This window comes from Mycobacterium sp. 1245805.9 (genome assembly GCF_001672915.1).
Lineage (GTDB): Bacteria > Actinomycetota > Actinomycetes > Mycobacteriales > Mycobacteriaceae > Mycobacterium.
In genome coordinates this window covers 72,860-97,731 of record NZ_LZKR01000117.1, presented here as the reverse complement: position 1 = coordinate 97,731, position 24,872 = coordinate 72,860, and the positions used below count along the sequence as shown (strand labels likewise).

General features: G+C 67.9%; 21 protein-coding genes and 2 pseudogenes. 9 read left to right on the top strand and 14 right to left on the bottom strand.

The genetic code is table 11. The annotated features are described in order from the left end of the window. Positions 1 to 159: pseudogene (locus A9X00_RS29980) on the bottom strand (alpha/beta hydrolase fold domain-containing protein); the annotation flags it as partial. A 6-nt stretch (positions 160 to 165) separates the two neighbouring features. On the opposite strand from A9X00_RS29980, the pseudogene A9X00_RS16455 reads away from it, so the two are divergent. Then, a pseudogene (locus tag A9X00_RS16455) lies at positions 166 to 786 on the top strand (alpha/beta hydrolase); the annotation flags it as partial. A 9-nt stretch (positions 787 to 795) separates the two neighbouring features. On the opposite strand, the gene A9X00_RS16450 reads toward A9X00_RS16455, so the two are convergent. Together A9X00_RS16450 and A9X00_RS16445 are read right to left on the bottom strand one after the other, a co-directional pair. Further along, positions 796 to 1,311 carry a hypothetical protein gene (locus A9X00_RS16450; RefSeq protein WP_067155405.1) on the bottom strand — a complete coding sequence of 172 codons (516 nt, stop codon included), beginning with the start codon at positions 1,309 to 1,311 and terminating at the stop codon, positions 796 to 798. Between the two features lie 209 nt (positions 1,312 to 1,520). Then, positions 1,521 to 2,312 (bottom strand): hypothetical protein, encoded by a 792-nt coding sequence (locus A9X00_RS16445; RefSeq protein WP_067155386.1) that lies wholly within the window; start codon positions 2,310 to 2,312, stop codon positions 1,521 to 1,523. Between the two features lie 154 nt (positions 2,313 to 2,466). Between A9X00_RS16445 and A9X00_RS16440 the strand changes: the two genes are divergently transcribed. Both A9X00_RS16440 and A9X00_RS16435 read left to right on the top strand, forming a co-directional pair. Further along, the gene (locus tag A9X00_RS16440; protein WP_067155383.1) at positions 2,467 to 3,627 is read left to right on the top strand and encodes an acyl-CoA dehydrogenase family protein; all 1,161 of its coding nucleotides are present in this window, start codon (positions 2,467 to 2,469) and stop codon (positions 3,625 to 3,627) included. After that, entirely contained in the window at positions 3,624 to 4,859 is a 1,236-nt protein-coding gene (locus A9X00_RS16435) for an acyl-CoA dehydrogenase family protein (protein ID WP_067155380.1), read from the top strand. The genes A9X00_RS16440 and A9X00_RS16435 overlap by 4 nt, the downstream gene beginning before the upstream one ends. A gap of 30 nt (positions 4,860 to 4,889) precedes the next feature. Here the strand turns inward: A9X00_RS16435 and A9X00_RS16430 are convergent, their stop codons facing one another. The 8 genes from A9X00_RS16430 to A9X00_RS16395 all read right to left on the bottom strand — a co-directional run bounded on the left by A9X00_RS16430 (position 4,890) and on the right by A9X00_RS16395 (position 15,186). Continuing rightward, positions 4,890 to 6,845, bottom strand: coding sequence for a SpoIIE family protein phosphatase (locus A9X00_RS16430; protein WP_067155377.1), 1,956 nt, complete (start codon positions 6,843 to 6,845; stop codon positions 4,890 to 4,892). Between the two features lie 243 nt (positions 6,846 to 7,088). Then, the gene (locus A9X00_RS16425) at positions 7,089 to 8,288 is read right to left on the bottom strand and encodes an amidohydrolase family protein (protein WP_067155402.1); all 1,200 of its coding nucleotides are present in this window, start codon (positions 8,286 to 8,288) and stop codon (positions 7,089 to 7,091) included. A gap of 81 nt (positions 8,289 to 8,369) precedes the next feature. Then, positions 8,370 to 9,395 carry a hotdog fold thioesterase gene (locus tag A9X00_RS16420; RefSeq protein ID WP_067155400.1) on the bottom strand — a complete coding sequence of 342 codons (1,026 nt, stop codon included), beginning with the start codon at positions 9,393 to 9,395 and terminating at the stop codon, positions 8,370 to 8,372. Positions 9,396 to 9,451: 56 nt separating this feature from the next. Then, on the bottom strand, positions 9,452 to 10,951 hold the full coding sequence (locus A9X00_RS16415; protein ID WP_067155375.1) for a class I adenylate-forming enzyme family protein: 1,500 nt from the start codon (positions 10,949 to 10,951) through the stop codon (positions 9,452 to 9,454). After that, positions 10,948 to 11,883: an acyl-CoA dehydrogenase family protein gene (locus A9X00_RS16410; protein ID WP_067155372.1), complete on the bottom strand. Its 936-nt coding sequence runs from the start codon at positions 11,881 to 11,883 to the stop codon at positions 10,948 to 10,950. The genes A9X00_RS16415 and A9X00_RS16410 overlap by 4 nt, the downstream gene beginning before the upstream one ends. Next, a complete protein-coding gene (locus A9X00_RS16405) occupies positions 11,880 to 13,028 on the bottom strand; it encodes an acyl-CoA dehydrogenase family protein (RefSeq protein WP_067155369.1) in 1,149 nt (382 codons plus the stop codon). Before A9X00_RS16405 ends, A9X00_RS16410 begins: the two co-directional genes overlap by 4 nt. A 5-nt stretch (positions 13,029 to 13,033) precedes the next feature. Further along, positions 13,034 to 14,131, bottom strand: coding sequence for an acyl-CoA dehydrogenase family protein (locus A9X00_RS16400; protein ID WP_067155366.1), 1,098 nt, complete (start codon positions 14,129 to 14,131; stop codon positions 13,034 to 13,036). Further along, on the bottom strand, positions 14,128 to 15,186 hold the full coding sequence (locus A9X00_RS16395; protein WP_067155363.1) for an acyl-CoA dehydrogenase family protein: 1,059 nt from the start codon (positions 15,184 to 15,186) through the stop codon (positions 14,128 to 14,130). The genes A9X00_RS16400 and A9X00_RS16395 overlap by 4 nt, the downstream gene beginning before the upstream one ends. A gap of 71 nt (positions 15,187 to 15,257) precedes the next feature. Here A9X00_RS16395 and A9X00_RS16390 point away from each other — a divergent pair, with 71 nt between their 5' ends. Beyond that, positions 15,258 to 16,124: an LLM class flavin-dependent oxidoreductase gene (locus A9X00_RS16390; protein ID WP_067155360.1), complete on the top strand. Its 867-nt coding sequence runs from the start codon at positions 15,258 to 15,260 to the stop codon at positions 16,122 to 16,124. Here the strand turns inward: A9X00_RS16390 and A9X00_RS16385 are convergent. Both A9X00_RS16385 and A9X00_RS16380 read right to left on the bottom strand, forming a co-directional pair. Continuing rightward, positions 16,087 to 16,806: an SDR family oxidoreductase gene (locus tag A9X00_RS16385; protein ID WP_067155357.1), complete on the bottom strand. Its 720-nt coding sequence runs from the start codon at positions 16,804 to 16,806 to the stop codon at positions 16,087 to 16,089. The genes A9X00_RS16390 and A9X00_RS16385 overlap by 38 nt on opposite strands. Positions 16,807 to 16,811: 5 nt before the next feature. After that, positions 16,812 to 17,633, bottom strand: coding sequence for a FadR/GntR family transcriptional regulator (locus A9X00_RS16380; RefSeq protein ID WP_067155354.1), 822 nt, complete (start codon positions 17,631 to 17,633; stop codon positions 16,812 to 16,814). 61 nt (positions 17,634 to 17,694) lie between these two features. Here A9X00_RS16380 and A9X00_RS16375 point away from each other — a divergent pair, with 61 nt between their 5' ends. Then, a complete protein-coding gene (locus A9X00_RS16375) occupies positions 17,695 to 20,085 on the top strand; it encodes a CaiB/BaiF CoA-transferase family protein (protein ID WP_067155351.1) in 2,391 nt (796 codons plus the stop codon). 17 nt (positions 20,086 to 20,102) lie between these two features. Beyond that, positions 20,103 to 20,294: a ferredoxin gene (locus tag A9X00_RS16370; protein ID WP_066967798.1), complete on the top strand. Its 192-nt coding sequence runs from the start codon at positions 20,103 to 20,105 to the stop codon at positions 20,292 to 20,294. Position 20,295: 1 nt separating this feature from the next. On the opposite strand, the gene A9X00_RS16365 is transcribed toward A9X00_RS16370, so the two are convergent. Continuing rightward, positions 20,296 to 21,534, bottom strand: a complete 1,239-nt coding sequence (locus A9X00_RS16365) for a cytochrome P450 (RefSeq protein WP_067155348.1) — start codon at positions 21,532 to 21,534, stop codon at positions 20,296 to 20,298. 109 nt (positions 21,535 to 21,643) lie between these two features. On the opposite strand from A9X00_RS16365, the gene A9X00_RS16360 reads away from it, so the two are divergent. The 3 genes from A9X00_RS16360 to A9X00_RS16350 all read left to right on the top strand — a co-directional run bounded on the left by A9X00_RS16360 (position 21,644) and on the right by A9X00_RS16350 (position 24,856). Continuing rightward, positions 21,644 to 22,771 (top strand): Rieske 2Fe-2S domain-containing protein, encoded by a 1,128-nt coding sequence (locus tag A9X00_RS16360; RefSeq protein WP_197515188.1) that lies wholly within the window; start codon positions 21,644 to 21,646, stop codon positions 22,769 to 22,771. Next, positions 22,771 to 24,336, top strand: coding sequence for an AMP-binding protein (locus tag A9X00_RS16355; protein ID WP_067155343.1), 1,566 nt, complete (start codon positions 22,771 to 22,773; stop codon positions 24,334 to 24,336). The genes A9X00_RS16360 and A9X00_RS16355 overlap by 1 nt, the downstream gene beginning before the upstream one ends. A 94-nt stretch (positions 24,337 to 24,430) precedes the next feature. After that, entirely contained in the window at positions 24,431 to 24,856 is a 426-nt protein-coding gene (locus A9X00_RS16350; RefSeq protein WP_067155340.1) for a nuclear transport factor 2 family protein, read from the top strand. Positions 24,857 to 24,872 lie beyond the last annotated feature (16 nt).

Here is a 24,872-nt window from a genome sequence, read left to right as displayed (position 1 = left end):
CTCGAACGCTGCCGGACACGGGTTTTCGGGTGCGAGCCGGTAGTCGACCGAGACCACAAGGCAATCGGCGGCACGGGCCAGCTCCACGCACTGCGCGTGGTCGGTGTCCAGGTTTCCCGTCACGAAGCCGCCGCCGTGGGCGTATACCACCAGGGGCACCCGGGATCCCGTGCCGCCGATTGCCTTGTGGTCTCGGTCGACTACCGGCTCGCACCCGAAAACCCGTGTCCGGCAGCGTTGGACGACGTCGATGCGGCCTTGCGCTACGCCGTGGACAACTGCGCCGAGCTGGACGTCGACGCCGCCCGCATCGCGGTGATGGGACGGGACGCGGGTGCGGCGCTGGTCGCGAGCCTGGCTCAGCGCGTGTTCGACGAGGAGGGCCCGCCGGTGCTGGTGCAGATCCTGCACCAGCCGATGCTCGATTCCGATGCCACCCCGTCGCGGCGCGAGTTCCAGCGCACGCCGGGTCTCAACGGTCCGGCCGTGAGCCGGGCCTGGGGCCACTACCTCGGCCACACCGCCGCGAGCGGCCAATACGTTCCCGCGCATCGAGCCAACCTCGAGGGCCTGCCACCCACGTTCATCAGTTGCTCCGAGATCGATCCGTGCCGCGACGAAGCCATCGACTACGCCAACCGGCTACTGCATGCCTACGTCCACACCGAATTGCACGTGATCGCAGCGACATTCAACGGATTCGATTCCCTCGTTCCCGATTGGGTTGTCTCCGAGGAGAACCGGGCACTGCACGCCCAGTCGCTGCGCCGTGTGTTCGCCATGTAGCGGCTACCGCTAGACCGGGTTGAACTTGGTGATCAGCCACTTTCCGTTGATCCGGGACATGCGCACCAGGATGCTGCTGACCGCCACCGACGGTTGGGCGCTGTCCTTGGTCGTGGTGACCTGATCGACGAAGACCAGAACCCCTGCGGAATCGGGATGCAGCTCCGACACCGCGGCGCCGGTAACCTTGGCCTTGGTTTTCATCGACTTCTGCCGGGCCATCGGGGCCACCGTCTGCTGACTGAATTGGTCGAAGTAGGACAGGAAATCCCCGGCGAGGTATGACCTGGCGTTGGCGAAGTCCTGGTCGAGCGAGTCGGAGGAATACGACAGTACTGCCGTCGTCGCATCCGTGGCGGCGTTCACCACCGAGCGAGCGACGCCGGCGTCGGTCTGTTGGTCCGGCCGGTACTGCTCGAAGTACAGCCACGTCGCAACGCCGCCCGAGATCAGCAGGAGCACAACCAAAACCGCCGCAATGACCTTGCGTACCCTCGGCGAGAGCGTACGGCGGCGGCGCTCGATCGGGGCGGCGTCGTCGGCCTCGGGGTCGCCGGCCCCGTCGTCGGCAAGCTCCTCGTCGGTGGGCTCCTCGTCGGCAAGCTCCTCGTCGGTGGGCTCCTCGTCGGTGGGCTCCTCGTCGGTGGGCTCTTCGGCCACGGAGCTGTCGTCGTCTTCGGCCGGCCCGTGGGTGGGTTCCGGTGCGGCCGAATCGATGTCGCGCACGTCTTCGGTCACGGCACGTACTCAACTTTCGACATCTTGTATTTTCCGCCGACATCGGCGATCGTCACCCTGAGGCGCCAGATTCGCGGCGGTTCGTCCTTGCCCGGCGGGGAATTGGTGACTTGGGATGTCGCCGAAACCAATACCACCGCCGAGTTGTCGGTCATGGACTCGAGGGCGGCGGCGTGCACGGTTCCCTCCGTGACCGCCTTCGACTGGATGACCACCCCTATGAAGTCGTTGGCCCGCTTCTGGAAATCGGCCTGGAATTCGCCGGTGGAGCCGTCGATGACGCGCTGGACATCGGCTTTGGCCTTGTTGAAGTCCAACGAGATCATGTTGAGGACACCCTGCTTGGCCCCGGCGACGAACGCAGCTTCCCGCTGTTGGTGCCTGGTGACATCGCGATGTTGAAGCACCATGTATGCGCTGGAGCCGGCAAAGCCGAGGATGCCGATGACGGCGGCAACCGCGGCGAGCAGCGGCATCCGTCGTCGCCATCTGGGTTGCGCGGTTACGGGCTCGTCGTCGGCCTCGTCCCAATCCTCGTCGTATTCTTCGTCGTCCTCGTAGTCGTCCTCGTCCGCGTCCTCGACGTAATCCTCGTCTTCTTCGTCGTACTCGGCGGGGTCCGGCAACCCGAGGGCCTCGCGTCGCAGCCGGGCGGCGCGGGCGCGGGCCAGGGCCGCGGCGGCACGCGCTTCGGCCGCGGCTGCCTCCGCCTCGGCCTCTTCGAGCAACGCCTTGGCGTCGGCCTCCGATGCGGCCGAATGATCGGGCGTTTCGTTCGCCTCAGCCACCGCGACTACCGCTCGTCATGATCATTATCGATTGGACTCCGGTATCTCTTACCGTACTGCTCATTGCTAACATCAGAATCCCCAGCGAACTCCGACGAGAACCGACCAGGCGGATGATCAACCAACCACGCTTCCTTTCGAATCTTCCGGCATCATGACCGCTGTCGACTCTCCCGAAAAGATACTCTTCGCGTCCACAACCCAGGCCTTTCTGCAAAAAGAAGCGCCGCTGAGTCGCGTCCGCGAACTGCACGCCGCGGGAGAGTCCTTCGACCCGGCGTGGTGGCGGCGCGCCGCCGAACTCGGGTGGACGGCCCTCCTGGTCCCGGAGGAGTTGGGCGGCGGCAGCGTCTCGGACAGCGGCGTCGTGGATCTGGCCATGGTCGCCGAGCAACTGGGCAAGACGGTGGCGCCCGGGCCCCTGTATCCGGTCAGCGTCGTGCTCGCGGCGCTCGCCGAGTGCCCGGATCCGCAGACGCACGCCGAGACCATCGAATCGCTGATGTCCGGTGAAACCGTGGCGTCGTGGGCGGTTTGCGAGCCGGGCAGGGGCTGGTCACCGCTGGATCCCTCGGTGACGGCCACCCCGACGGATGCCGGCTCCGGCAGCTTCACCCTTCATGGCGCCAAGGACCGCGTCGAGGCCGGGGCCCAAAGTGGGGTGCTGTTGGTGGTGGCGCGATCCGACGAGGGCATTCGCCAGTTCCTGGTCCCCACGGATGCGCCCGGTGTCCGGATTACGCCGCAGCAGTCCGTGGACTTGGTCAAGCAATACGCCAAGGTGGATTTCGACGGCGTGGTCGTCGAACGGTCCGCCGCAGTCGGCGGCCCCGCCGAGGCCGCCGCCCTGATCGGGCGGCAGAGCCAGCTCGCCCAGGTGCTGCAGTGCGCCGAGGTGGTCGGCATCCTGCAGACGGTGTTCGACTTCACCGTCCAATGGGCGTTGGACAGGCACACATTCGGCCGGCCGCTGGCGTCCTACCAAGTCCTCAAACACGGCTTCGCTGACATGAAGTTGTGGCTGGAAGCGTGTCGTGCCACCACCTCGGCGGCGGTTGCCGACGTTGCCGCGCGCTCGCCCAAAGCGGGCTTGTCGGCGAGCATCGCCAAGTCATATGTCGGCGAGATGGCGGTGCGGATCGTTCAGGCCTGCGTCCAGATGCACGGCGGCATCGGCGTCACCTGGGAACACGACCTGCACCTGTACCTGAGGCGGGTCACGTTGTACCGCTCCATGTTCGGCACGCCCGAGGAGCACAACCTGAGGGTGTACGACGCGGAGAGAGTGGCGCGATCGGTGACGAACTCCCGATGACGACCGCCGAAACCGTTGCCGAATTCGCTGCCCGGGCCCGAGTGTGGTTGGCGGACAACCTACCCGCCATCGACCCCGAGAACCCGCCGCCCACACCACGCGACGACGAGCGGTCCTGGAACCGGGCCCGCGAGCTGCAAAAGCGGCTCTACGAAGGGGGATTCGCCGGTATCTGCTTCCCCCGCGAATACGGCGGCCTCGGTCTGGACTACGAATACCAGAAGGCATTCGACGCCGAATCCCTCGGCTACGAGATGCCGCTGATCCTCAACACCCCGACGTTCACCATCTGCTGCGCCACGCTGCTCGACACCGGATCCGAGGACCAGAAGAAGCGGCACATCGCCGGCGCCCTGCGCGGTGACGAAGTCCTGGTGCAACTGTTGTCCGAACCGAGCGGCGGGTCGGACCTGGCCGGTGTCATCACCCGCGCCGAACGCCAGGGTGACCGTTGGATTATCAACGGCGCGAAGACATGGAGCACAAGCGCTTTCGCGGCCGACTACGGGTTGTGCCTGGCCCGTACCGACTGGGACGCGCCCAAGCACGAGGGCCTGACCATGTTCCTGGTGCCGATCGGCCATCCGGGAATCACGTTGCGGCGCATCACCATGCTCAGCGGGTCCACCGAGTTTTGTGAGGAGTTCCTGGACGGGGTGGACGTCGGCGACGACGCCGTCGTCGGCGAGGTCAACGGCGGCTGGGCGGTCGCCTCACGCCAGCTGCACCACGAACGCCGGGCGGTGGGACAGGGATCGGAGTTCGCCAGTGGCGCCGGCCACGAAGGCGGCCACACAACGCCGGTCGACTACGTGGCGCTGGCCGAGAAGATGGGCCAGGCCGACAACGAACGCATCCAGGAGAAGGCCGGCCGGGTGCTCGTGCAGCGCGCGGTGGGCGAGCAGTTGATCGACCACGTGTACCGGGCCGTACGGGATGGCGCACTGCCCCCGACCGCGGGAACCCTGATCAGGCTCTTTCACTCCGAGACGGTGACCATGGATATGGACGCCGCGATGGAGATCACGGGAAGTGCCGGTGTCGTAGGCGAATTCGGCGAAGGCCTCGAGGCCGGGCTGCGCTACCTGTCCCGGCAGAATGTCGCCATCGGCGGCGGCACCACCGAGATGGCCCGCAACGTGATCGGGGAGCGGGTGCTGGGATTCCCCCGGGAATACGCCGCCGACCGCGGGGTGCCGTTCAATCAGGTGCGGCACGGTCAGGGCAGCTGAGCGGCCGACGCTGTCCGTCGGCGAAGGCGTTTAGGGATTGACGTTGGCCACGGGCATTTGGACCAGCGACAAGACGTGATGCGCCGGGGTCCCGGGGGCCGCGATCAGCACCAGGCCACCACCCTGCGTGCGCGCCCGGTCACGGGCAGCCGCCAGGGCGCTTACCCCGGCCGACCCGAGATGGGTTACTCCGCTGAGGTCGACCGTCAAAGAGGCTATACCGGAACGGCTTTCGACCGCGATCTGTCGGTCCAGGGTAGCCGCGGTGGCCGCGTCGACATCCCCGCTGACCACGATGCGGCCGGCCTCGCCGACCATGGAGACGAATTCGGAGTCGACGGGCGGTTGGCGGTTTGACCGGCTGACGGTCGTGTCGGTGATGAAGTTCGCCGGCCGCGACAGGCGGTGCGTCAGGATGGCCGTCGTCCCGCCGTCACCGTGGGTGACCTGAGCCTTGTCCACCAACCCCTCGGCCATGGCCAGTCCGCGCCCGCGGCCGCGCTCGCCCTCGCGGTAGTCCTTCCACCGCCCCCGGTCGATCACCCAGGCGTGCAAGTTGCCGTCGCCGGCCAGAGCAGCCTCGACCACGATCCATTTCGAGTGCCCGTCGGAAACGTCTGTCCCGTAACCGTGTTCGACCGCGTTCTCGACGAACTCCGAAACCGCGTGGACGACGTCACAGATGTCGTCGGCGTCGGCGCCGATCGCCGAGAGCCACTCACGAAGCTCGGCGCGGACGGCGCGCGCGGCATGAATCGTCGCATCCAGCTTGATCCGCAGCGGTGGGGGCGGTGTGCGCCGTTGCGCCGCAAGCAGTGTGACGTCGTCCTTGTAGCCCGTGGACCGGAGCAGCAGTTCCAGCGTCTCCGAACAGATCCGGTCGATCGGCCGGCCCGGTGCGCCGATGACGAAGCCGCCGCTGCCGCCGGCAATGTTCGCGGCAAGCTCGGCGAACTCCGCGGTGCTCGCACCCAGCGGCCGGCCGGGACGCTCGATCAGGCCGTCGGAATACAGCAGGACCGAGTCGCCGACCTCGAGCACCTCGGTGCGCACCGGGAAACCCGTGCCGCTGCCGAGGGGACCCGCACCCGTCGGCTCGGCAAAGCGCGAACCCGCGCCGGCGCTCACCAGTAGCGGCGGTGGGTGTCCCGCTGTGCAGTACTGGAATTCGCCCGTGGCGGAGTCGAGCGAACCGACGCACAACGTGGCCGACTCCGACCCCGGCACCTGTTCATGAAAGCGCTCGACCGCTTCGAGCGCTTCAACGATGTTGTGGCCCAAGGAAATCTGCATCCGCAGCGCCGTGCGCAATTGCGACATCACCGCCGCGGCCTCAACACCGTGCCCGACGACGTCGCCCACGACAAGAACCAGCCGATCACCGAGGGCCATCGCGTCAAACCAGTCGCCACCGGCCGCGGTGTCCTCCGCGGCGACGAGGTACTCCGCGGCGACGTCGGCGCCGGGAACGACAGGCACCGACGGGGCCAGCAGCGCCTGCTGCATGATGGTTGCCGAAGCGCGGACGTTGCGGTAGCGCTCGGACAGCTCCTCCATGCGCTCCTCGGCGGCCTCCCGCGCCCGTACCCGCTCGGTGACGTCGTCGAAGATGATCTGCACACCCTCGATCGATCCGTCGTCCCCACGGCGAGGCGTGACGACGAAGTCGAAATACCGTTCCTCGATTCCCGACCCGTCGTAGTCGGCCTGCAGCCGCCATTCCGTCCCGGTTTGCGAATCGCCGGTCGCATAGACCCGGTCGAACATTTGGTAGATCTGCTGGCTCTCCAGCTCGGGGAAGACCTCGCGCGCAAGCTTTCCCACCGGGTTGCCCGTCGGGTTGAAAGCCCGGTAGGCCGAGTTGACCGCCACAAACCGGTGGTCGGGCCCCTTCAGGCCGACCAGCATCGCGGGAACATCCTCGAAGACGCGCCGAACGTCATCGGCCACACCAACGGTTTTGTCCCAGTCCTTTTCGGCGACCATCTGGCCGTCCCTTCTCGGGAACCCTTCTGTGGAGTCATGTAATCAGGTCGAATGCATGACGTCCGTACACATCAAGGTTACCAACGAGGATCCGGTATTCACGGCATCGGCTTGCTAACGGCTTTTCGCGGCGGCATCGCCTGGCGCATCGGGTGAAGTCCGATGGCGGCGCCCGCCGCGCCCGCAGCGCTGGGGGAGCGTGGGCGACCCTCAGCGCCGCAACGCTTTTCAGCCAAGGGCCTACTAGGCCGAGACGGGGTTCTTGGAGGAGACCTTCATCAGCTTCATCAGGTTGCCGCCCATGATCTTGGCGACGTCCTCCTCATCGAAGTCGGTGAGCTCGTCGACGAAGCTGATGGGGTCCTTCAGACCCTCGGGGTGCGGCCAGTCCGATCCGAACAGCACCCGGTCGGTGCCCACCATCTTGACGATCTCGGTGAAGCGGTCCTCCCAGAACGGGGTGATGTAGACGCAGCGCTTGAACGCCTCGACCGGGTCCTCGCTGAACGACTGCGGCATCTTCTTGTAGACGCCCTTGAGGCCCTTGAACAGGTCCGGCACCCAGTCGGCGCCGTTTTCGATCGAGAGGATCCGTAGCTCCGGGTTGCGGGAAAGCGCGCCATGGCACACCAGCGCACCCATCGCGTCCAGGATCGGCCGGTGCCCCATCACGAAGCTGCGGAACGGGGTCGGCTTGAACGGCAGGAACTCGTCGCCCGGCTCCCACACGTTCGCGAACTCGGAGTAACCGCTGTCCGAGGCGTGCATCGACACCGGGAGCTCGGCTTTGATGCAGGCCTGCCAGAACGGGTCGAACTCCTCGAGGCCGAATGAGCGGCTGCCCTTGAAGCCGGGCACCGGCGCGGGGCGCACCAAAACCGTGCGGGCACCGCGCTCCAGCACCCATTCGAGTTCTTCGAGGGCGCGCTCGACGATCGGCAGGGTGATCACCGGGGTCGCGAAGATGCGCTCCTGGTAGTTGAACGACCACGTTTCGTACATCCATTGGTTGAGCGCGTGGATGACGTCGTGGGTCATCTCCGGGTCGTCCTTCATGCGCTCCTCGACGAGGCTGGCCAGCGTCGGGAACATCAGGGCGTAGTCGATGCCGAGCTCGTCCATGACCTCCAGCCGCGGGCCGGGCTCGCGGAAAGCCGGGATGGCCTTCATCGGCTCGCCCAGGATCTCGCGGTAGGTCTTGCCCTGGGCGCCGTTGCGGAAGTAGTCCTCCTGGGCGCCCGGCTTGGCGACCTTCTCGAACGTCGGGTTCGGGATGTACTCGCTGATGTGGCCGCGCACCACGATCTTGGTGCGACCGCGCACCTGGACGTAGTCGATCACGTGCTTACGGTTGTCCGGGAGGAACTTGGTCAGCGCTTCCTGCGGTTCGTACATGTGGTTGTCGGCGTCGAACACGGGGAAGGAAAGTTCGCGGGACGGCATGGCGATCTCCTTGCGCAAGTCTGTGGTTCTCGGTATCTGGTAATGACGTTACCACTTCTGCGTGGCCAGCAGTACCGGGACCTAAATGTCCGGTTGGAGGCCGGTCGGCGTCGCCCCGTTGATGATCGCGAAATTCACGGTCGCGGTCGCGGCGAGCTCGTCGCCGTCGCCGTAGATATCCACCTGCATCACCATCGCCCGGCGACCGGACCGCAGCATCCTGGGGACCGCGCGCGCGGCGCCCTGCCGAATCGGGCGCAGGTAGCGGATGAAGAGGTCGGCGGTGGTCATGGTGGTGCCCTGCTGCAGGTAATCCAGCCCGAACTGCCCACCCGCCACGTCGACCAGCGTGGCGATCAAGCCGCCCTGAAGCGCGCCGGACGTGTTGACCACGTTGGGGCTGACCGGCATCGTCATCGCGAACTCGCCGTTGTGGATGCCCGGCCGCATACCGATCTGCGCGAACAGTTCACCCAAGGTGGGGGTGGCCGATTCCTCGTCGGTCTCGCGAATGCCCAGCGCTCGGCTGCAGTAGTCGAACAGCTGGCCGGCGTCGATCGGTTTGCCGATCAATTCGGTGCCCAGCCAGTGCAACCGCTGGGCGCCCATGATCGTCTGCATGACGATCGCGGCCGCGGCTCCGATATCGAGGCCCGGGTTGAAGACCCCTTCGGTGATGCCCTGCCCGACGATGTCGCGGATCAGTTGATGCAACGGGGAGAGGACCCGGGTGTAGTCGCGGGGGCGGGTTTCGGCCAGGTGCTGGTTGTAGAGGCTCAACGCCCTGTTGAGGCTGTCCTGGGTGCTCGACTCCGGTTGTTGGCTGACGCGGTCGATCACCAGTTTCAGCGCGGCGGTGCTGTCCAGTCCGTTGGTCTCGGCGCGCCAGCCCTGCACCGACTGCGCGATGGTCCGGTCGAACAGCGCCAGGAGCAGTTCGTCCTTGCTGCTGAAGTGCTGGTAGAAGGCGCGAAGCGAGGTCTTGGAGCGCGCGACGACCTCCTGCACGGTGAAGTCCGTGCGTCCCGTTTCGCCCAGGATCGCGACGGCCGTCTTGATGAAGCGGTCGCCGCGGGTCACTTCGGCTCCCTCGGTCGGTTCAGCCATGAGAATGAGGTTACCGCGCATTGCGGGATATGCAGGATACGATCAGCGGCCCCGCCCTAGCCGCCGCGGGCCTCGATCATCGCCGAGCGATTGACCTTGGTGGCCGCGGTGCGGGGGATCGCGTCGACGAACTCGACGGTCTTGGGTGCTTTGTAGTGGGCGAGCCGGCTCTTCGCGTACTCGATCACCTCTTCCTCAGTGAGCTGCACGCCATCGGCGAGCTGGATCACCGCATGCACGCGGCGCCCCCACTGCGGGTCGGACAGCCCGATGACGACGACGTCGGCGATGCCCGGGTGGCCTGCGAGGGCCGACTCCACCTCCGCCGGAAAGACATTGGCGCCGCCGGTGATGATCATGTCCACTCGGCGATCGACGATGTAGAGATAGCCGTCCTCGTCGAGATAGCCGATGTCGCCGGCGGAACGGAAGCCGTCCTCGGTCGTCGGCAGCGGCGCCGCGCCGCCGAGGTATCGCGATCCCGCGGCCATCGGTGACCGCAGGTAGATCTCGCCGTGTTCGCCGGGGCCGAGCGGTATCTTTCCGGCGTCGAGAATCCGGATCTCGGTGTCCCGAAAGCCGCGGCCGACGCTGCCGGGATGGGCGAGCCACTCGTCGCCACGCAACGCGGTGAGTCCCAGGTTCTCGGTCATGCCGTACGCCGACACGATCTGCTGCGGGCTCAGCAGCTCGAACCAGGTGTGCATGAGCGACGGCGGCATCACCGCGGCGCCCTGCAGGACGAAGACGACGCTGGACAGGTCGCGCTGCCGCACGTCGGGCCGCGCCGCGATGCGCGCCAGCATCGTGGGCGTGGCCGTGAAGTTGGTGATGCGGAAGCGTTCGATCACATCCAAAACGAGTGCCGCGTCGAACTTTTCGAGCACCACCAGATGGTCGCCGGCCAACAGGAAGAAGAACGTGGCGAAGCCGTTGGTGTGGTACATCGGCGCGGGCACCATGATCGTCTGCGGCTGGGCCACCGGCGTCCAGTTCGACAGGAACGGCTCCCCATGTTGCGGCGTCCACAGCGAGGGCGCCAGGCTGAGGATCACCTTCGGCACGCCGGTCGAGCCGCTGCTGCAGATGCCGTTGGCATTGGGGGAAACCACCGGGGGCATTGGGGTTTCGGCCTCGGCGGCCGCTCGGGCCTCCAACTCCCAGCGGGTTTTTTCGTCGACGACGACCGCGGGGTTGATGACCTCGCGCACCCGGTCGCGCTCCCACTCCGGCAGGTCCCAGTGCATGGGCACGGGAACCGCGCCGATCTTCCAGCACCCCAGCGCGGCGAGCATCAGGTGCTGCGAATTCGGGATCGCCAGCGCCACAAGGGAGCCGACCCCCGCGCCGTCGGCCGCCAGCGCGCGACCCCACTGGTTGGCGCGGGCGTCGAGTTCGCCGAAGGTCAGCGTGCTCGAGGTGCCGTCGAGCGCGACGACCGTAACCGCCTTGTCGTCGGGGCGTTCCTCGGCGAGCTGCTGGAGCTTGGCCCCGAACGGGATCCCTTCCTCCAGCGGATTGGGCCCCGCCTCGGAGGCGACCCGTTCGGTGGTCACGCCGGTACCGGCCCACTGAACAACGTCTCCAGGTGGCCGTCCCGGACGTCGGGGATCAGGCGCAGCGCGAGGGCCTCGGCGCTCAGCGGCAACCGGATCAGCGGTTGGGTGTGCCGGTCGAGCACGCTGACGTCGGATTCGTCGCAGAAGCCCAGGGCGCCGAGCAGCTGATGCGAGGTCCGCAGCACCTGCCGCGCGGTGTCGGCAGCCTTGTACCGCAGGACGAGCGCATCGGCCGAATGAACCTGCGCCGGAAGCGATTCCGGCCGGCAGATGGTGTACTTCGCGAGTTCGTGCAGGCCGCGCACGCCGACGGCGGCGTCGGCGACGGCGAACCTGACGGCCTGGAAGTCGGCCAGCGGCTGGGCGAACTGGACCCGCGCGCGCACGTGTTCGGTGACGATGTGCAGCGATTGCTGCAGGGCTCCCAGAATCCGCCATGATCCCAGCACGAGATGAAGGTTAACGTCGCGGGCCGGGACGGCTCCGTCGGGTGCGCTTAAGGTGGCCGGCACCAGAAAAGGCCCCAGTTTGGCGTTGGTCCGCACCCCGGCTTGCGGGTGGTACCGCACGCCGTCCAGGTCGGCCGCGATCCAGTCACCGGCCAGGTCGCCGTGGTCGATGCGCGGCGCTTCGGGATTGATCAGGGCCAGTCGGGCGCCGTCGATTGCCAGTAGCTCCTCCACGACGGGGTAGGGCAGCGCGTTCGCACCGGCGGCCTGGCAGAGCACCGCGGCGGCGAGCAAGTCGTCGCCCTCCGACCGTACGTCGAGCTCGAACGCGCCGACGTCGTTCAGGGCGCCGCGTGCCGAGACGCGCACGCCGTCGTCGGTCTCGGCGCGCAGCGCCGCCGGTGGGCCGCCCACCCGGGCGAGCCGCTTGGCCGCGACGGCGGCGAAGTCGCTGATATCCTGTGGCAGTTCGGTTTTCACCGATGACCTCCGAGAACGTCGCGTGCCACCAGCATTCGCTGCACCTCGATGGTGCCCGATGCCACGGTGGCGGCCTGTGCGTAGCGCCAATGGTCTTCGATGGCCCCGTGCAGGGGCGCCGACGCGCCGCTGTCCAGCGCGGTGGGCCCCAGTACGTCGAACAGCAGCTCGGCGACCAGCTGATCGCACGTGGTGGTGGCGATGCGGGCGGCGCTGGCCGCCGCACCCGCCGAGGGGTCGTCCTGCAGCGAGATGGCCCGATACGCCAGTAGCCTGGCCACCCGCAGGTCGACCAGCGCCCGGGCCCAACGGACGCGAATCGATTCGGGCAGCGCGTCCCAGCCGTCGCCGAGTTGTTTTTGCAGTCGGTCAAGCAGGGACTCGCACCGCGCATAGCGCGCGATGCCGACCCGCTCGAACGCGAGCGCCTCGCGCATCACCCGCCAGCCGTCGCCGACTTCGCCGAGCACGTCACCGGGGAATGCCTGCACGTCGTCGAGGAACATCTCGTTGAGGTGATGCGGCCCCAGCATCGACGGGATCGGCCGAACGGTGAACCCGGGCCGGTCCATGGGTATCAGGAACAGGGTGAGCCGCTTGGCCTTTGGCGCGTCGGGGTCGGTGCAGGCCGCCAGCACGCACCAGGACGCCATCTGGGCGTACGACGTCCACACCTTCTGGCCGGTGATGCGCCACCTGTCCCCGTCGGGCACCGCGCGGGTGCGCAGCGAGACGAGGTCGGTTCCCGCCTCCGGCTCGGAAAAGCCTTGGCACCAGATCACATCGCCGGACGCGATGGCCGACAGGTGCTTGGCCTTCTGTTCATCGGTGCCGTAACGCATCAGCGCCGGGCCGACCCAGTTGATCCCCATGTACTGCGGGCCGCGGGGCTCGTGCTGGGCCCACATCTCCTCGCGCAGCACCGTCTGCTGCCAGACCGAACCACCGCCCCCGCCATGCTCTTTCGGCCACGCCAGCGCCAGCAGCCCTTCCGTGGCCAGCAGCTTGCAGAACGTCTCGGTGGTGGCGAGATCCTGCGGGTTTTCGGTGCAGGCGCCGAGGAAGTCGGCGGGGATGTGTTGGGCGATCAACTCCCGCAAATGGTTTCGGAGTTGTCCGGCGTCCTCACCGAGGTCGTAATCCATCTCGGTTATCCCTTCGGCAGTCCGAGCAGCCGCTCGGCGATGATGTTGCGCTGCACCTCCGACGTTCCGCCGTAGATGGTGGCGGCCAGCGCGTCCTGGCGTTCGAACAGCAGATCCGGGTCGCTGACCCAATCCTGGCCCTCGGCGACGGCGGCCAGTTCCCAAACCCGTTGCAGCGTCACCGATCCGAGCAGCTTCATGATGTCGGCCTCGGGGCTAGGTCGCCCCGCCAGTTCGTTGTCCAAAGCCCGGTATCCGGTGGCGCGCAGCGCCTCGGCATCGGCGAGCAGCGAGCCGAGCTCGGCGCAGATGTCGTCGGTCGGACGCGCCCCGCGCACCGCGTCGAGCCCCCGCTTGATCTCGACCCAGTTCATGATCCAGATCATCTGGCGCTCATGGTGCAGCGACGACAACGCGACGTTCCAGCCGCCGTTGAGCGGCCCGAGCAGGTTTTCCGCAGGAACCTCGACGTCGTCGAGGAAGACCTCGCAGAACGTCTCGTCGGAGATCGAGGCCATGCGGATCGGCTCGATCCGTACCCCGGGCGATTGCAGGTCGAGGATCAGACACGAGATGCCGCGATGCTTTGGCGCCTCGGGGTCGGTGCGGACGTACAGCGTGCACCAGCGCGACACGTGCGCGTGGGTGGTCCAGATCTTGTGACCGTTGACCCGGAACGCGTCCCCGTCCCGTTCGGCCCGGGTGCGCAGCCCGGCGAAATCGGAACCGGCTTCCGGCTCGGACATGCCCAACGCCCACCACTCGTCGCCGCGCAGCAGGGGAACCAGCAGCCGCTCGATCTGGGCGGGCGTGCCGAACTGGCGGATACCGGGCGCGGCGACGCCGGGTCCCTGAACGTTGGGCAGCTTGGGCGCGGACCGCAGCGCGGCCTCGATCCGGATCTCCATCGCGTCGCGCAGGCCCAACGACCGGCCGCCGTGCTCGCGGGGCCAGGTCGGCTGGATCCACCCCGCCTCGAAGGACGCCCGCTGGTAGTCGCGCCGCAGCGGCAGGTCCCAGCGGTACTCCCGGTACTTCTCGTAGTAGTCCTTGGGCAGGAATTCCGTCAGCCACGCACCGAATTCGTCAACGACCGCCGTCATCCCGCGCCTCCGGCGAACCGGCGGCCCACCTCGTGGTAGAGCGCGCGGCTGTCGCCCAGCGTCGACGCGCCCTGCCAGGCGTGCCGGACGTAGAGGTGGATGTCGTGCTCCCAGGTCTGCCCGAGGGCGCCGTGCACCTGCACCGCGGTCCGCGCGCAATTGACCGCCGCTTCGCTTGCCGCCGCCTTGGCCAGCGCGGCCGCGGTCCAGGCGTCACCCGAGTCCGGATCCGCAACCCGGGCCGCCGCCGCATAGGTGAGGCTGCGCGCCCGTTCCACGCCGACGTGGTTGTCGGCCAGCGCGTGTTTGATGCCCTGGAAGGCGCCGATGGGCGTGCCGAACTGCCGGCGCACCTTCGCATGCTCGACCGCGCGGTGCAGCGCGGCGCTAGCCACCCCGACCAGGTCGGCGGCCGCGGCCACCAGCGGCGCGGCCAGCGCCGATTCGACATCCACCGGCGCGGCGGCCAGCGGCTCGGCGTCGACCTCGACGTCGGCCACCGGTTGCGCCGGGTCCGTCGACTCGCCTGCCAGCACCGTCACGCCGTCACCGCAGCGCGCGACGACCGCCATGACCTCGTTGTCCGCGTGGGCCAGCGTGACGAGCAGCTCCGCGCGCGACAGGTTGGGGACCGCGACCGCCCGTCCGCGCAGCCGTCCCCCGCGCAACGTCATGGGTGTGCCGGGTAGCCGGGACCCTTTCGAGTGAACCGCCAGGGTGGCGACGGCGCCGCCGGCGATGTCGGCGAGCACCGAGTCGAGGCCGCTGGCCCGCAAGGCGCCCGCGGCCAGCCCGACGCTGCTGAGCAACGGGATCGGCGCGATCGCGGCGCCGCATTCCTCGAGGACGACGGCCAGCTCGACGGGTCCGTAGTCGGCCGCTTCAGGAGACGCGAGCTCCGTCCAGCCGAGGTCGACGACCGTCTTCCACGGGGCACGCCAACGCTCGGGGTCTACCATCGCCTGGCGGGCGGCGTCGGGCGGACACTCGGTGCGCAGGATGCCGCGCACGGTGTCGCGCAGCGACAGCTGCTCCGCAGTCAGTCCGACATCCATAAGACCCCTAACATAATAAAAATAGTAAACTAGCGCCGCTGTTGCAATCGGCGCCGAGCATAGGTGGGCGCATGGCCGAGTGGTATCTGTTCCTGCCCCAAGTGCGGCTTTCGGCCGCCGACATCGCGGAGCGGGCACTGCGCGCCGAGGCCAGCGGTTTCGAGGGAGTGGCGTTCATCGATCACCTCGAGGCGCCGGGGTTGCCCGACGAATCCATATGGGAGGCAATGGGCATCGCCACCTGGGTGGCGGCCAAGACGGAGCGGCTGCGGATCGGCCACCTGGTGCTCTGCGACGCGTTCCGGCATCCGGCCGTGCTCGCCAAACAGGCCGTCACCCTGTCGGACGCGTCGAACGGGAGATTCGACCTCGGCCTCGGCGCGGGCTCCTGGCCCGCCGAGTTCACCAGATTCGATGTGGGTGAGCAGGATCCGAAGGCCCGGGTCGCACAACTCGGGCGCCACATCGAGCTGATCCGGCAATACTGGGGCGACGACACGGGGGAGGCCGCGCAGGTCCCGCGCCGGTCCCATCCGATACCGCTGCTGCTGGGCGGTACCGGACCGCGGATGATGGAACTCGTTCGTAAATACGCGGATTGGTGGAATCTGCCGGCCAATCACCTCGACAAATTGTCCAAGCTGGCCCCCGCCGCGGGCACCGCGCGCGTGTCGATGCAGCAGATGGTGGGATTTGTCCGGACAGGCAGCGACCCCGACAAAGTGCGCGAGGTGAGCACCCGGCGATTCGGCAACCTTGGCTCGGGGCTGGTCTGCGGCGACGCCGATGAGCTGATCGCGCACTTCGGCGGGCTGGCCGCCCAGGGCGTCGAGCGGTTCTACGTGTGGTTCGCCGATTTCGCCGCGCCGGAATCCCTACACGAGTTCGGCGAGTCGGTGATCAAGGGGTTCGCTGGCGCCGGCGGCGGGCTTCCGTAGGCACGACCGGCGGCCGCGCGAACGGACCGCGCTGCACGGCCGACAACCGGATCTCCGGCAGGTCGACCGACGGGTCGACGGTGTCCAACCAGGCGACCGCCTCGGCGACATCGGACACCTGGATCGCGTACATCTCGAACGGAACATCCTGCAGCATCTCGGTTTCCACCGGGCCGGGCGTCACGATGTGCACCGCGATCCCGTCCCGGTCCACCTCCAGCGCCAGGGCCCGGGCGAACGCGTTCATGCCGGCTTTCGACGCGGAGTAGGCGGTGCGGGCCATCATCGGCTCGTGCGCCGCCGACGACGAGATGAACACGAACCGCGAGCCCGCGCGCATCCGGGGCAGTGCGGCGGCCGTCACCACGAAGCACGAATCCAGGTTGGCGGAGATGATGTCGCGCCACTGATCGAATGTCTGCTTGCGCGCGTAGGTTCCACCGAGCGTTCCGGCCGCGTGCACCACGAGGTCGATCCGCTCCAAAACGCTTATGGCAGCGGCGAATCCGTCCGGGTCGGACGCATCGGCGGCGATGTGGCGCGCCCCGATCTCCTCGGCGGCCGCGCGTAGCGGGGCCTCGCGCCGCGCCGAGAGCACCACGTCGTAGCCGAGCTCGCGGAGCTTGCGGGCGCATCCCTTCCCGATCCCGCCGCTGCCGCCGGTAACTAGTGCGGTTCGCATAAACGTCAGGGGCGCCGGACGTCCCGCGGGCGCGCCAAGGCCTGCGGCGACAGCGCGTAGATGCGTTGATCGGGCCGGCCCGACAGCACGTAGGTCTGGGTGTCGGCGAGGTGGCGGCCCGCGATCCGGCGGGCGCGGTCGACGTCACCCTCGGCGATGGTCTCGGTCAGCTTGACGTGCGTGCCGAGCACGGCGCGGCGCTGAGCCAGCGAGGGGTAGGTGCCCCGAGCCGCACTCTCGTCGGCCCACTGTTGCTCGTGACTGGTCCACAGCGTCTCCAAGCTGCCGACCACCGCGATGATGGTGTGGTTCCCGCAGCCGCGGACCACGAGATCGTGGAATTGGCGGCCGATTTCGGTGAACAGCCGGCCATCCTCGAGATGCTCGGCCATCGAATCGTTGACCTGCTTGAGTTCGGGCACCAACGTGTCCATCCGGTCGGGCCGCTGGGCCGCCAGTGCGGCGCAGGCGGGTTCGAGTTCCCGCAGCGCGAAACCCAGGTCGGCCACCTGGACGGACTCGCTCTGCAGTAGCAGGCCCAGCATGTAGGCCGCGCTGGTCTTCGCGGGCGCGTGCACGACGGCGCCGCCGCGGTTGCCCCGCCGGACCGAGACCAGGCCCTCGGTTTCGAGGATCCGCAGCGCCTCGCGCAGCGAGACCAGGCTGACGTTGAACTGCTCGACGAGCACCTCCTGGCGCGGCAGCAGGTCGCCGTCGGCGAGCTCACCGTCGATGATCTGACGGCGTAACTCGTCGGCTACGATTTCGGCGATCCGCGGCGCCGACAGTCGGCGACGGGCGTCTTGGCCAATTCCCAGGGCGGTCATCCAATCCTCGCGCGTGCTCGACTGGCTTAGCTATTTTAGCAGTAATGGTATAAATAGCCGCGTGAGGCGCGAGCCCGACAGCCGGCCGACACCGCTCGACGGACTGCGTGTCGTCGAGATCAGCGATCGGATAGCCGGCGACTACTGCGGCAAGCTGCTCGTTGATGCCGGAGCGCAGGTGCGCAAAATCGAACCGCCGCAAGGGGATTGGCTGCGGCGGTACTCCGCCAGCTGCTCGCCCGTGCCGGACGGCCAGCCCTCCCCGTTGTTCAGCTACCTCAATGCCGGCAAGCGCAGCCTGACGGTCGCAGCGGTCTCCGAACGCTATCGCGCCGAACTGGCCGGCGCCGACGTCGTGGTGGTGACCGCGGGCCGGTCGCGGGCCGCGGAACTGGGCATCGACCCGCAACGCCTGCTGGCTGACTCACCGCGGGCGACCGTCGTCACGATCTCCGACTTCGGTTGGACCGGGCCGTATGCCGATCGCGCCGCGAGCGAGTTCACCCTGCAGGCGTGGGCCGGCTCGCCCGGCTTTCGCGGCGATCCCGCCGGGCCTCCCATCGCGATCGGCGGGGACCTGGGGGAGTACATGGGCGGCGTCTACGCCGCGTTCGGCGCGTTGGCCGTGCGCCGCCGCGTCGAGCGTGGCGGTTCCGGCGAGCACCTCGACCTGTCGATGCTCGAGGCGATGACCGCGATGCAGAGCAGCGAATGGTTGCATTCGCAGCTGCTGCGCGTTCCGCCCGTCCGCCGGACGTTGGAAGTGCCCTCGATCGAGCCGGCCAAGGACGGCTACGTCGGCATCACCATGGTCACCGGGCAGCAGTGGCTCGACTTCTGCGCGATGGTCGAGTGCCCGCAGCTGGAGGAGATCGAACAGCTGCGGTTCCAGATCGGCCGGTGGGCCTACCGTGACCTGATCCGCGAACAGATCGGCCCGTGGCTGGCCGAGCGGACGGTGGCGGAGATCGTCGAGCTCGGTCAGCTGTTCCGGTTGCCGATCGCGGCGTTGGGCGACGGCTCCACGATCCGTGACATGGAGTACGTGCGCGAGCGGGGGGTGTTTACGCCCAACCCCGCCGGCTTTCAGCAGCCGCGCCCGCCGTGGCTGATGGCGGCGTGCGCGCCCGCGCCGCTGGGTACCACCCCGGCACCCGGGGAGGCCAACGACGAACCGGCCTGGGGGAGAAGCGAATCCGAACCGGCGCCCATCACGCGGGGCTTGCCGCTGGAGGGCCTGCGCATCGTCGACCTGACCGCGTTCTGGGCCGGGCCGGCCGCGACCCACCTGCTGGCGGCGTTCGGCGCCGACGTCGTCAAGGTGGAGTCCATCCAGCGACCCGACGGCATTCGCTACTCGGGCGGGATGCGCACCGATGTGGACGACTGGTGGGAGTACGGCTGGGTGTTCCACGCGATGAACACCAACAAGCGTTCCGTCACACTGGATTTGGGCTCGGACGAGGGTCGCCGTCTGTTCAAGAAGTTGGCGGCCGGCGCCGACGTGGTGATCGAGAACTTCTCTCCGCGGGTGATGGAGCAGTTCGGCCTGACCGCGGACGCGCTGCTCGAGGTCAACCCGAAACTCGTCGTCGCCCGGATGCCCGCGTTCGGCATCGACGGCCCGTGGCGTGAACGCGTCGGATTCGCCCCGACTATGGAGCAGATCGCCGGCCTGGCGTGGGTGACCGGGCTGCCGGAGGCACCGCCGGTCGCGCCGCGCGGCGCCTGCGATCCGCTGGCCGGCGTGCACGCCGCGTTCGCCGTGCTGGCCGCGCTCGACTTCGCCGAACGCACCGGCACGGGCCAGCTGCTCGAGCTGCCGATGCTGGAAACGGTGCTCAACGCCACCGCGATCCAGGCGATCGAGGCCGAGGTCTTCGGGGTGACGCTGGGGCGGCGCGGCAACCGCGGCCACGGCGCGTCGACCCAGAACATCTACCGGTGCGCCGGGGACGACGACTGGATCGCGGTCACCGTGCGCGACGACCGGCAGTGGCGGGCCTTGGTCGACGTCATGGATCGACCGGCCTGGTGCGACGAGGGCCTGGCCACGGCGGCCGGGCGGCGGCAGCGGGCCGACGACATCGACAGCCGGCTGCGGGAGTGGTTCTCAGCTCAGCCCCTGGAATCGACGGTGGAGCGCTTGGCCGGCGCGGGCGTTCCCGCCGCGCCCGTGGTGTCGCCGTCGTTGGTGACCGAGAACCCGCAACTGCGCGACCGGGGATTCCTGGAGGCCCTGAACCATCCGAGCACCGGGCGGGGCCTCTATCCCTGCCCGCCGTTCGCGAAGCTTTCCGGCCAGGACAAGTGGCTGCTGCGCCCCCCACCGAGGCTGGGCGAGCACAATGGACAAGTATTGCGCGAGCGGTGCGGATTGACCGACGAAGAGCTGGTCAACCTGGCAAGCAACCAAGTGATCGGGACCCGTCCGGCGGGCCTCAAAAAATAGGCTGAGGAGGACACCTGATGCGCGTGACGGTCGACGAGAACATGTGTGAGGCCAACGGCTTCTGCGAATCGCTCGCCCCGGAGGTATTCGAACTGGGCGACGAAGACGTGGTGCAGATCGCGGACGGCCCGGTGCCGCCGCGGCTGGAGATCGACGTGCGCGCCGCGGTGGACCAGTGCCCCAAGGCGGCGCTGCGGCTGATCGACTGAGCTACCGCCGCTCGCCCAGCGAAATCGCCATCTCGTCATAGATCGACATGTTGGTGAGCAGGTTCGGATACGCCACCGTGGCCGGGCCGACGGCGATGTCGTCGCAGCGCAGCAGGAGTTCGTCGAAGACCGCGCGCAGTTCCGCGCGCGCCAGCATGGCGCCCAGGCAGTGATGCGGTCCGCCGCCCCCGAATGCCACGTGCGGGTTGGGCTGACGCCCGATGTCGAACGTGAACGGTGCGGGGAACACCTCTTGGTCGCGGTTTGCCGAGCGCAGCATGGACACCACCCGCTCGCCCTTCGCGATGTGGTGCCCGTCCATCTCGACATCGACCTTGGCGGTGCGCGTCCAGTAGGCAACCGGCGACGCCCACCGCAACACCTCCTCGACCGCGTTGGGCCGCAGCTCCTCCTGCGCCCGGTATCGCTCGATCTGCTCCGGGTTCTCGACGAACGCCTGCAGCCCGATGGCCAACGCGTTCTTGGTGGTGTCGCTGCCGGCGAATGTCAGCACGAAGAAAAAGAACTCGAGTTCGTTGGCGGGGAGGCTGAATTCCTCGCCGTCCTCGCCGGTGATCACGGCGGACGCCAGTGTGCTCCAGATGTCATCGGTGGGATGGCACCGCTTTTCGGCGGTGAGCTCCATCGCGTACCCGAAGATGGTGGCGTAGAGATCGGTGTAGTCCTGAAAGCTCGGCCGCGCCCCGGGCGTGTTGGCCTTCAGGATGCTGTCCAGGCAATCGAAGATTCGCGGCCGGTCGTCATCCGGTATGCCGATGATGTCGCCGATGACCGTCATCGGCAGCGCGTCGGCGACGTTCTCGATCCAGTCGCCGCCGCCCTCGGCGAGCAGGTGGTCGATCATCCGCGCGGCGCGCGCCCGGATGCCGTCCTCGAGTTTGGCGATCGCGCGCGGGTTGAACGCGTTGGAGATGAGCTTGCGGCGCTTGTTCAGATCCGGCGGGTCCATGTTGATGATCGTCGGGTACGACGAGAACATCCCGACCGGCTGGATGAGCGGACCGTCGACGGCGGTGAAGGAATCGGTATCGCGATGCAGGCGGACCGCGTGGCGGTGCTTGGTGGCGACCCAGAATTCACGGTGGACGGTCTCGGCTACGCCCGGGGTCATCTCGTGCCGGAACAGCGGGCGGGTGCTTCGCAACTCGGCGAACAGCTCGTCGGGAAAACCGTTGCGCCACAAGGCGAGATCGGATAGATCCACCGCCGCAGCCGTCATGTGAAACCTCGCTTCGTGGCGACATGCGGCACCCTCCGGCCGCCGCGTTGACGTTCAATGCTTAAGATAGTAAAAATAGAGCTTATCGTCGAACCCGCTGGGAGTGGACGTGACGGATACAATTTCGGACTCGGCATCAGATTCGGCCGCAGATCCTTCGGAGCGTGAGTTCGGACAGGCCGGGATCGCGCTGTCGACATACCGGTTCCCGACGGGCTGGTTCATCGTCGCCTTCGGCTCGGACCTGCCGCCCGGTCAGGTCAAGCGCGCGCACTACTTCGGTGAGGAGCTGGTGCTTTTCCGCACCGAATCCGGCCAGGTGCACGTCATGGACGCCTACTGCCAGCACCTCGGCGCCAACCTCGGCGTCGGCGGCACGGTCGAGGGCGAGAACATCGTCTGCCCCTGGCATGGGTGGCGGTGGCGCGGCGACGGCACCAACGCCCTGATCCCCTACAGCAAGATCGGCTGCAAGAACAACGTCCGCATCCGCACCTATCCGAGCATGGAGTGGTACGGCTTCATCCTCGCGTGGCACGAGCGCCACGGCCGGGCGCCATACTGGCAGCCGCCGGTGCTGCCCGAGCTGGAGACCAACGAGTACTACCCGCTGCACCCGCACACGCAGATGGTCAACCGGGTCAAGGTGCACGCGCAGATGATCATCGAGAACGCGGCCGATCCCTACCACGTTCAGTACGTGCACAAGGCCGCCAACCCCGCCACCACCTCGTCGTTCGAGGTCTCCGGATACCACCTGCACGCGACGGTCAACGCCCATTTCGGCGGTGGCCGCGCCTCGACCTGGCTGACGCCGAACGGGCCGGTCGACGCGAAGATCATTTACGACAACTACTCGTTGGGGCTGGGAATCGTGCGCTTCCCCAGCGAACTGGTGGCCACCTGCCAGGTCACCGGACAGACACCGGTCGACGAGGACTACACCGACTACTTCTACACGCAGGCATCCGTCCGGGAGCCCGGCGACACCGGCGACGTGCCCACCGGCCGCGCCGTGAAGTTCCTGGCGCTGCAGCAAGAGGTCATCAAGCAGGACTTCTTCACCTGGGAGAACATGAAGTACCTCGAGAAGCCCAACCTGGCTCCGGAAGAGGCGCGCGACTACGCCGCCCTTCGCCGCTGGGCGCACCGCTTCTACCCGGGCCCGCAGCCCTCGCCGTCCGACTTCGGCTACACCGCCGACGGCGAGCCCGACCCGGCGGCCGCGAAAGCCTGATGCCGGCTCCGTCGGATTTCGGCGTCGACAGCTTCACCGTGCCGGCCGTGCTGGATCGGCGTGCTGAGCAGCACCCCGATCGGGTGATGATGTCGATCGCCGGCGTGGACGTGACGTTCGAGCAGATGCGCCGGCGGTCGCGCGCGGCGGCGCACATGCTGGCCGGCCTGGGCGTCGGTCCCGGCGACTGCGTGGCGCTGTTCACCGCGACCTGCCCTGAATGGGTGTACTTCTGGCTCGGTGCGGCGCGGATCGGCGCGCTGAGCGCCGCGGTGAACGCCGCGAACAAGGGCGATTTCCTGCTGCACGCGCTGCGGTTGTCGCGGGCCAAGGTGATTCTCACCGACGCCGAGCGCCGGCCCCGGGTCGACGAGGTCGCCGGCCAGTTGGACATGGTGACCCGGGTTGTGGTGCAAGATGATTCGCTTGCCGCGACGTTGCACCTCGACGTCGACGTTCCGCTGACCGAAAGCCCGCTCGGGCCCACCGACGTGGGGGTGCTGTTCTACACCTCCGGCACCACCGGGCCGTCGAAAGCCGTTGCCACAACGTGGCATTACCTGTTCTCCGTGGCCGCCACCGCAGCGGGCGCATGGGAATTCGGCCCGGGGGAGGCGCTGTGGACGGCGATGCCGCTCTTCCACCTGAGCGCCGCGCCCAGTGTGCTGGCCCCGATGCTGGCCGGCGGAACGACCGTGTTGGCCAAGGCATTTCACCCCGGGGAGGTGTGGGACGACATCCGGGCCCACGGCGCGATCGGATTCGCCGGTGCCGGCGCCATGGTGTCGATGCTGCAAAACCTGCCCCCGGATCCGCGTGACGCGCAGCTGCCGCTGCGGTTCATCTCCGCCGCACCCATTAGCGCCGACTCCTACCACGAGATCGAAAAGCGTTACGGGTGCCGCATCGTCACGATGTACGGCATGACCGAGGCGTTTCCCATCGCCGTCAAGGGCGTGTCCGACGAGGGCGTGCCCGGGACCTCGGGCCGACCGAATCCTAACTTCGACGTCCGCATCGTCGACGAGCGTGGCGACCCGCTGCCGCCCGGCGCGGTCGGCGAGATTGCTTGCCGCCCAAGGCACCCGCACGTGATGAGCGAGGGTTACGTGAGCGAAGGCTCGCGGGTGGAGCCGCACCCGGAGTGGTTTCGCACCGGCGATTTGGGCCGACTCGACGCCGATCGGAACCTGACGTATGTGGACCGCATCAAAGACTCGTTGCGCCGGCGCGGCGAAAATGTCTCCTCGGTCGAGGTGGAGGACGTCGTCGCGTGCCATCCCGCGGTGGCCGAGGCCTCGGCGGTCGGGGTGCCCAGCGAATTGGGCGAAGACGACATCCTGTTGATCGTGACGCTGCGCCCCGGGGCGGCGCTGGACTGCGCCGAGTTGCTCGACTTCTGCTCCGCCCGGATGCCGTACTTCTGTGTGCCGCGATTCGTGGAGGCGGTGGATGAACTCCCCAAGAACGCCATCGGACGGGTGCGGAAAGACGTGTTGCGCGACCGCGGCCTGAATCCATCGGCGTGGGATCGTGAGAAAGAGGGGTATATCGTTCGCCGGTAAGTTACCTTGACGTTACGGAATCGCCGGTAAGTTAATTTAATGTTACGGACTATCCCTTTGTCGGGCGTCATTCGGAGAGAGGCTGCAGAGCAAAATGACCATGACCTATCAGGAACAGCAGATGCTGCAGGCCGCGACGGCCCGCGCTGCGATCCTGGATTTGACCGCCCGGCACAACAGGGCCTACTCCGACGGTGATCGCGACCGCTGGATCGCCACGTTCCGCCACGCCGGCGCCAGCTACACCCGCGACGGCGACCGGTTCACCGATCTGCGGGCGGCGTTCGACGGCGGCGACGGGCAGCGGCTGGTCACCCTCGACCACGAGATCCGCGTCGACGGCGTCAACGCGAGCATGCGTTGTGTCGTGGTGCTGTTCGCTGCGATGTACGGCGACACCACCCTGCGGGCCACCGGGACGTTCCGGGACGAGCTGGTCTACGAGCGCGGCGCCTGGTACTTCACTTCCCGTGCGCTCGAATGGGATTCGGTGCCGAGCCGGCACCCGCTCGTCATGTGAGCGGAGAGCAGGACCT